The organism is Microbacterium sp. (genome assembly GCF_041909575.1).
Classification (GTDB): domain Bacteria; phylum Actinomycetota; class Actinomycetes; order Actinomycetales; family Microbacteriaceae; genus Microbacterium.
The window spans coordinates 1-7,180 of the sequence record NZ_JAYRDE010000133.1 but is presented as its reverse complement, the minus strand read 5'-3'; the positions used below and the strand labels follow the sequence as shown (position 1 = coordinate 7,180).

The following is a 7,180-nucleotide window of genomic DNA, read 5'->3' as shown; positions in this document are numbered from 1 at the left end:
CATCCAGCGGGTCGCCGGCCAGCCGGTCACGGCCGCGGACTTTCAGATGGAGCGCGTGCCCGGCCATCTGCTCGTGTCGTTCCGGGCTGTCGACGAGCGCGGTCGTCCCGTGGGCTCGGACCGCGACCTCCCTGCACTGCAGGACCGCCTCTCCGGTCGCGCGCGCGCTTCGGTGGCCCGGTCGCTGACGCGCACCCCGGCGCGTCCGGTCGCGGCGCCGGGACCAGGCGCGTCGGCGACGGCACCGGCGGCGGCCGGCTCCTTCACCGAACGCGCGGGCCTGACCGAGTGGTCGTTCGGCGACCTGCCCGAGGTCGTCGACACGAAGGTCGCCGGCGGCGTCGTGCGCGGGTACCCCGCCGTCGTCGACGAGGGCGGCTCGATCGCGCTGCGGATCGAGGCGACCCCCGAGGCCGCGGCTCGCGCGACGCGCGACGGGGTCCGTCGGCTGCTGCTGCTGACCGTGCCGTCGCCGTCGGCCTATGTGCTCGACCACCTCACCTCTCCCGAGAAGCTCGCGCTCGCGGCTTCCCCCTACCCGTCCGCGAAGGCGCTCGTCGAAGACGCCCGCGTCGCCGTCGCGGACGCCGTCATCGCCCGCACCGTCCCCGACGGCATCGTGCGGACACGCGCCGGGTTCGACGCCGTGCGCGACGCGCTGTCGGCGGTCGTGGTGGACGAGCTCTTCCAGACAGTGTCGCTCAGCGCCCGCATCCTCACCGCGGCACGCGAGGTCGAGCGGGCCGTGCGCGAGCAGAACTCGCTCACGCTGCTCGGCACGCTGAACGACGTGAAGGTCCAGCTCACCGGGCTGGTGTTCCCGGGCTTCGTCTCGCGCACCGGCACCGCGCGACTGGCGCACCTGCCGCGGTACCTCCGGGGCGCGCTCGAGCGCGTGCGAGCGCTGGCCGACAACGCCGGCCGGGACCGTCAGCGCATGACCGAGTTCGAGCGCGCGGCGACCGCGTTCGCGGAGGCCGGCGGAACCACCCCGCCGGCCTCCGACGGGCCGCCCGCCCTCGTCCATGCGCGGTGGCTCCTCGAGGAGTACCGCGTGAGCCTGTTCGCGCAGCAGCTGGGCACCGCCGAGCCGGTGTCGCTGCAGCGCATCCAGAAGGCGCTGCGGGAATAGCGCCTCGCGCCGAGGAGGTTGCCCCTGCCATGCCCACTGCGATCGCGTACACCGAGTTCGGCGGCCCCGAGGTCCTTCGCGCCCTCGAGATCGACGAGCCCACTCCCCCTGCCGGGCAGCTGCTGATCCGCGTCGAGGCCGCCGGAGTGAACCCGATCGACGCGAAGCTGCGCTCCGGGGCACGCGCCTCGGCGCCCATCGAAGAGCCGCGTCGCGTCGGATCCGACGGCGCCGGCGTCGTAGCCGGAGTCGGCGACGGCGTCGACGGATTCCGCGTCGGCGACGCCGTGGTCTTCTCGGGGGCGCGGGGCGCGTACGCCACCCATATCTCCGTCGACGCGACGCGGGTGCACAGCCGGCCGCCGCAGGCGTCGGCGGCGCAGGGTGCGGCTCTGGGGATTCCGGTCGGCACCGCCTATCAGACGCTGCGCTCGCTGTCGGTCGGACCGGGCGACACGCTCCTCCTCCACGCCGGCTCCGGCGCCGTGGGACAGGCGGCGATCCAGCTCGCGGTGCTGTGGGGTTCCACGGTGATCGCGACCACGTCGGACCGGCGCGCCGACGTCGTGCGCTCCCTCGGCGCGACCCCGGTGGCCTACGGCGACGGGCTCGCCGACCGCGTGCGCGAACTCGCCCCGGGGGGCGTCACCGTCGCCATCGACGCGGCGGGCACCGACGAGGCCCTGCAGACCTCGATCGCCCTCATGCCCGACAAGCGCCGCATCGCCACGCTGGTGAGGGGACGGGATGCCTCGGCCCTCGGCATCCGCGCGTTCTCCGGCGGCTCCCCCGAGCCGCTCACGCCGCAGCAGCTCGCCTGGCGGGACGAGGCGGTGCCGGTGGTGCTGGCGCTCATCGCCGCGGGCCGCTTCGCCGTAGAGCTCGGGCCCGAGCTTCCCCTCGCCGAGGCCGCCGAGGCGCACCGCCTGGTCGAGCGCGGCACCGACGGCAAGATCACGCTGATCCCCTAGCTCCCCCCTGTTCGCCGCGCGCAACAGTTCGACACACGGCGCGCGGGACGCGGCATCCGGCGCCGACAATGGGACGCATGTCTGAAGCCCCGCGCTCCTTCGCGACCGCCCAGGTGCAGGCGGGGTTCGATGCGGGCATCGCCGAGAACACCGCAGTGCCGTCGATCCACCAGTCCAACGCGTTCGAGTTCCGCTCGCTCGGCGAGGCGCGCGACCTGTTCGCGCTGCGGCGCGACGGCAACATCTACAGCCGTGCCGCGAACCCGACGGTGCTCGTCTTCGAGAAGCGCGTCGCCGAACTCGAGGGCGGCATCGCCGCGGCGGGCGTGGCCTCCGGGCAGGCGGCGGTGGCCCTCGCCCTCCTGGCGCTCGCGAAGCACGGCGAGCACATCGTCGCGGCACGCCAGCTCTACGGCGGCACCGTGGATCTGCTGCAGGACACCTTCGCCGATTGGGGCATCGAGGTGACGTTCGTCGATCAGGACGACGCGGATGCCTGGGCCGACGCGGTCCGCCCCACCACGCGCGCGTTCTTCGCGGAGTCGATCACCAACCCCATCGCGCAGGTGCTCGACGTGCGCGCGGTCGCCGAGATCGCCCATCGCGCCGGCGTGCCTCTGGTGATCGACGCCACCGTCGCGACGCCGTACCTGCAGCGCGCGAAGGACCACGGCGCCGACATCACCGTGCATTCGGCCACGAAGTTCCTCGGCGGCCACGGGACGTCGCTCGGCGGAGTGATCGTCGACCTCGGCACGTTCGACTTCACCGCCGAGCCGAAGCGCTGGCCGCAGCTGACCGAGACCTACCCGCGCGTTCCGGACGGAAGCCTCGTCGAGCGCTACGGGGCCACGGGCTCGCCCTACATCGCCCTGGTGAAGACGAAGTACGTCCACGACCTCGGCCCGTCGCTGTCGGCGTTCAACGCCTTCCAGCTGCTGCAGGGCCTCGAGACCCTCGACCTGCGCATCGCGCGGCACTCGCAGAGCGCGCTCGAGGTGGCGCGGTTCCTCGAGGGACATCCCGCCGTTGCGCGCGTTCACCATCCGGGCCTCGAGTCCAGCCCGTGGCATGCCGGCGCGAACGCGTATCTTCCGCGCGGCGCGAGCTCGGTGTTCGCGTTCGACCTCCACGGCTCGGGCGATGCCGAGGCCGACTTCCGCGTCGTCGAGGACCTCGTGGCGCGGCTGCAGGTCGTGAAGCTCGTGGCCAACATCGGCGACGCGCGCAGCCTCGTCGCGCACCCGGCCTCGATGACCCACAGCCACCTGTCCCCCGCGCAGCTGGCCGACGCCGGCATCGCGTGGACGACGGTGCGCCTGTCGATCGGCCTCGAGGACGTGCGCGACATCGTCGCCGACCTCGACCGCGCCCTCGCCGGCGTTCCGAGCCGGGCGGAGCAGCGCGAAGCCGTCGACGCGATCCGAGGCTGAGCCGCGGACGCCCGCGCGTCCCCGCGGGGTGCGCGCGGTGTCCGGACGGTCGCTACGCTCAGGACATGACCGCTTCCTCGTCCGCCCTGCGCTGGGGCATCCTCGGCCCGGGCGGCATCGCCCGCGCCTTCGCGTCCGACCTCCGCACGGCGGGCCTCGACCTCGCCGCCGTCGGCTCGCGCAGCGCCGAGTCGGCGGGCGCCTTCGCCGCCGACTTCGACGTCGCCCGCGCGCACGGCTCGTACGAGGCGCTCGTGTCCGACCCCGACGTCGACATCGTCTACATCGCCACTCCCCACCCCTTCCACGCCGAGCAGGCGATCCTGGCGCTCGAACACGGCAAGCACGTGCTCGTCGAGAAGCCCTTCACGCTGACGGGCGCCGAGGCCGAAGCCGTCCGCGACGTCGCCGTCGAGCGCGGCCTCCTCGCGATGGAGGCCATGTGGACCCGCTACCTGCCGCACATGGTGCGCATCCGCGAGGTCGTGTCCTCGGGCGCGCTCGGCGAGATCCGCGCCCTGATGGCGGACCACACGCAGCTCATCTCGTCCGACCCCGCCCACCGGCTCAATGCGCTGGAGCTGGGCGGCGGCGCGCTGCTGGACCTGGGCGTCTACCCGATCTCGTTCGCGTGGGACATCCTGGGCGAGCCGCTCGCGATCACGGCATCGGCGCGGCTGGGCGACACCGGCGCCGACACCGAGGTCGCCACCGTGATGTCGCACGTCTCGGGCGCGCTGTCGACGTCGCTCTCGGCATCCCGCGCCGCCGGCCCCAACACCGCGCACATCATCGGCACCGAGGCCCGCATCGACATCGACCACGTCTGGTACAACGCCACCTCGTTCCGCGTCGTGACCGCCGACGGCACCGTGCTCGAGGAGTACGCCTCCGACATCCAGGGCCGGGGCATGCAGTTCCAGGCGCTCGCCGCCGAGCGGTATCTCGCCGAGGGGCTCACCGACAGCCCCGTGCTGCCGATCGACGAGACCGTGGCGATCATGTCGACGCTGGACGAGATCCGCCAGCTCGTCGGCGTGCGCTACCCCGGGGAGGAGTGACCGTGACCGACCTGCAGAACGCCCGCGTGGCGGTGTACCTCGACTTCGACAACATCGTGATGTCGTGGTACGACCGCGTGCACGGCAAGAACTCCTACTCGCGCGACCGGCAGAAGATCATCGCGGATGCCGCAGACCCCGAGATCGCCGAGCGGCTCACCTCCGCGACGATCGACGTCGGCGCGATCATCGACTACGCCACGTCGTTCGGCACCCTCGTGCTCACCCGGGCCTACGCCGACTGGTCGTCGCCGGTCAACGCCGTCTACCGCTCCCAGCTCGTGGCGCGGGCCGTGGACCTGGTGCAGCTGTTCCCCGCCGCCGCGTACGCCAAGAACGGCGCCGACATCCGGCTCGCCGTCGATGCGGTCGAGGACATGTTCCGCCTCCCCGACCTGACCCACGTGGTCATCGTCGCCGGCGACTCCGATTACGTGCCGCTCGCACAGCGCTGCAAGCGCCTCGGGCGATTCGTGGTGGGCGTGGGCGTCGCCGGGTCGACGGCCAAGTCGCTGGCAGCCGCGTGCGACCAGTTCGACTCGTACGATGCCCTCCCCGGCGTCGCCGCGAGGGCGGAGGCCAGGAAGGATGCCGCGCCCCCGCGTCGCCGTGCTCGCACAGCGGGCGCGGACCCGGCCGAGGCGCTCCTCGACCGCGCGCTGCGCCTGGAGAGCGACAAGGAGGACGTCGAGTGGCAGCACGCGTCGGCGGTGAAGAGCCTCATCAAGCGGCTCGACCCGTCGTTCTCCGAGAAGGCGCTGGGCCACAAGAGCTTCTCGGAGTTCGTCAAGGCCCACCCGTCGATCGCCGAGGTCGACGAGTCGGGGAACATCGTCCTCATCCGCCTCGCGGCCGATCGACGCTGACGCTCGGGGTCGCCCCCGCATGCCGATGCGACGCGCGCCCGGCTAGAGTGTCGCTGTGGCACGCCGAAACCCGCCGCCGGGCTCGCAGACCTCGCTCCGCGAGGCCAATCGCGCGCGCCTGGTGGAGTCGCTCAAGCGCCACGGCCGCCTGACGCAGGTCGAGCTCGCCGGGAGCACGGGGCTCTCCCCGGCGACGGTGTCCAACATCGTCAAGGAGCTGACGGCCTCGGGCATCCTCCACACGTCGTTCACGTCGCGCAGCGGGCGCCGCGCCACGCTCGTCTCGCTGGCGCGCCAGTTGGGTCTCGTCGCCGGTGTGCACTTCAGCTCGCGCCAGCTGCACATCGCCATCGCCGACACCGCGCGCGCGATCGTCACCCAGTCTTCCCTGCCCCTGCCGCTGGATCACCGGCACGACGCCGAACTCGACCGGCTCAGCCTGCTGCTCGGCGACATGATGGAGTCGCTCGGCGGCTCGCTGTCCGACCTCCTCGCCGTGGGCCTGGCGCTTCCGGCCCCGATCGATCCGCGCACCGGCATGGTGTCCACGCCCGGGCTCCTGCGGGGCTGGGAGGGCGTGGACGTGGCCGAGAGCCTCTCCGCCCGCATCGGGCGGCCGGTCTACGTCGACAGCGAGGCGAACCTCGGCGGGCTCGCCGAGGCGCGCGAGGGCAACGGGCGCGAGGCATCCTCGTCCGTGTTCATCCGCGTCGGGCACACCATCAGCGCCGGGCTCATCGTCGGGGGCGACCTGTTCCACGGCGTCAACGGCAAGGCCGGCCAAATCGGCCACGTGACGATCGACGAGAACGGGCCGATCTGCCGCTGCAGCAACCGCGGCTGCCTCGAGACCTATGCCGGCGGCCCCGCCCTCATGTCGCTGTTCCCGGCGAGCGAGGGCATGCAGCGGCTGGGCGACCTGCTCCACGCGGCCGAGGCCGGCGACGGCAGCTCGCGCCGCGTGATCGCCGACGCCGGACGCCACATCGGCATCGCCGCGGCGAGCCTGTGCAACCTGTTCGACCCCGAGCTGATCATCGTCGGCGGCGAGCTCGCGCAGGCGGGCGAGATCCTCATGGCCCCGATGCGCCACTCGCTGGAGCGGACGGCGCTGCCCTCGGCGGGCGGGCTCCCCGAGCTGGTCGGCGCCTCGTTCGGCGAGTGGGCCGAGACCCGTGGCGCCATCGCGATCGCACTCGACCACGTGACGGTGGATGCGCAAGCACTCCCGGCCACGGCGTAGCCCATGGCGCGGTCGAGATCAGGACGCGAGGTTCTGAGGAAGGCGTCCGGGCGCGTGGCCGCGGCGACGCTGCTCGCCGTCGGCCTGGCACTGACGGGGTCCGGCTGCGCCGCACCCGACCCCGGACCCGCGCCCAGCGACGGTGAGGGAGCCATCGCGCTGCTGCTGCCCGACGCGAAGACAGCCCGCTACGAGACGTTCGATCGCCCGTTCTTCGAAGCACGGGTCGCCGAGCTCGGCGACTACAAGGTGCTGTACGCGAACGCCGACCAGGATGCCGCGAAGCAGCAGCAGCAGGCCGAGTCCGCGCTGGCCGCGGGAGCGGACGTGCTCGTGCTCGACGCCGTCGACGCGAATGCGGCCGTCAGCATCGTGCGCTCGGCGAACGCCAAGGGCATCCCGGTCGTCTCGTACGACCGGCTGATCGCCGGCGGCGATCTGGCGTACTACATCTCCTTCGACAACGAGAAGGTG

General features: G+C 72.9%; 7 protein-coding genes. All 7 read left to right on the top strand.

Going from position 1 to position 7,180, the window contains the following annotated elements:
* Positions 1 to 1,132: DUF3418 domain-containing protein (locus tag ACE3O1_RS13980; RefSeq protein ID WP_374316058.1), on the top strand; the 1,132-nt coding region annotated here is incomplete at its 5' end.
* A 29-nt stretch (positions 1,133 to 1,161) separates the two neighbouring features.
* Positions 1,162 to 2,103 carry a zinc-binding alcohol dehydrogenase family protein gene (locus tag ACE3O1_RS13975; RefSeq protein WP_374316056.1) on the top strand — a complete coding sequence of 314 codons (942 nt, stop codon included), beginning with the start codon at positions 1,162 to 1,164 and terminating at the stop codon, positions 2,101 to 2,103.
* A 77-nt stretch (positions 2,104 to 2,180) separates the two neighbouring features.
* Positions 2,181 to 3,536, top strand: coding sequence for an O-acetylhomoserine aminocarboxypropyltransferase/cysteine synthase family protein (locus ACE3O1_RS13970; RefSeq protein WP_374316054.1), 1,356 nt, complete (start codon positions 2,181 to 2,183; stop codon positions 3,534 to 3,536).
* Between the two features lie 65 nt (positions 3,537 to 3,601).
* Positions 3,602 to 4,597 (top strand): Gfo/Idh/MocA family protein, encoded by a 996-nt coding sequence (locus ACE3O1_RS13965; protein WP_374316052.1) that lies wholly within the window; start codon positions 3,602 to 3,604, stop codon positions 4,595 to 4,597.
* A 2-nt stretch (positions 4,598 to 4,599) separates the two neighbouring features.
* Entirely contained in the window at positions 4,600 to 5,463 is an 864-nt protein-coding gene (locus ACE3O1_RS13960; RefSeq protein ID WP_374316050.1) for an NYN domain-containing protein, read from the top strand.
* 55 nt (positions 5,464 to 5,518) lie between these two features.
* Complete coding sequence (locus ACE3O1_RS13955; protein ID WP_374316048.1) at positions 5,519 to 6,706, top strand: ROK family transcriptional regulator; 1,188 nt, start codon at positions 5,519 to 5,521, stop codon at positions 6,704 to 6,706.
* 54 nt (positions 6,707 to 6,760) lie between these two features.
* Positions 6,761 to 7,180 (top strand): substrate-binding domain-containing protein (locus tag ACE3O1_RS13950; protein WP_374316046.1); only part of this gene is annotated, 420 nt, incomplete at its 3' end.